The 560-nt window shown below is 48.8% G+C and carries 1 pseudogene; it reads left to right on the forward strand.

The window, feature by feature from the left end:
* A pseudogene (locus AC3WV0_RS18115) lies at window positions 1-560 on the forward strand (hypothetical protein); the annotation flags it as partial.

Genomic DNA, 560 nt, shown 5'->3' on the forward strand with positions numbered 1-560 from the left:
CAGCGGAACCAAACCCGAAGGACTCATTATCCCACAATTATCCGGTGATAACATCCATACTGCCACAGCCGCCGCTGTCTATGGAGCAGCACAGAAAGGACTTATTGTTTATGCCTCTTCAGCCGACACTAACCCTACCGGGCCAACAGCCAATATTACCACTGCAGGCTATTATTATTTTGATGGAACGAATTGGCAGAAAATCTCTACAGGAAATACGGTTAGCACTTCACTTGCCAGCGGAAACATCTATGTAGGAAGTGCCTCTAACGTGGCCACAGCCGTTAGTCCGACAGGAGATGTCACCATTTCCAACACCGGAGCCACCACCATAGCAGCTAACGCCGTAACAACATCGAAAATTGCCAATAATGCGGTAACCGTTGCCAAGCTTCCTACAGGAGCTACCGCTACAACTTTCTTAAGAGGAGATGGAACCTGGGTGACACCAACTGACACAAATACTACCTATACCGCCGGAACCGGACTCACCCTGACAGGAACTTCCTTCTCGGCAAATGATGCTACGGCAACGACAAAAGGAATTATACAACTGGCAG

The organism is Chryseobacterium sp. 27AL (assembly GCF_057815395.1).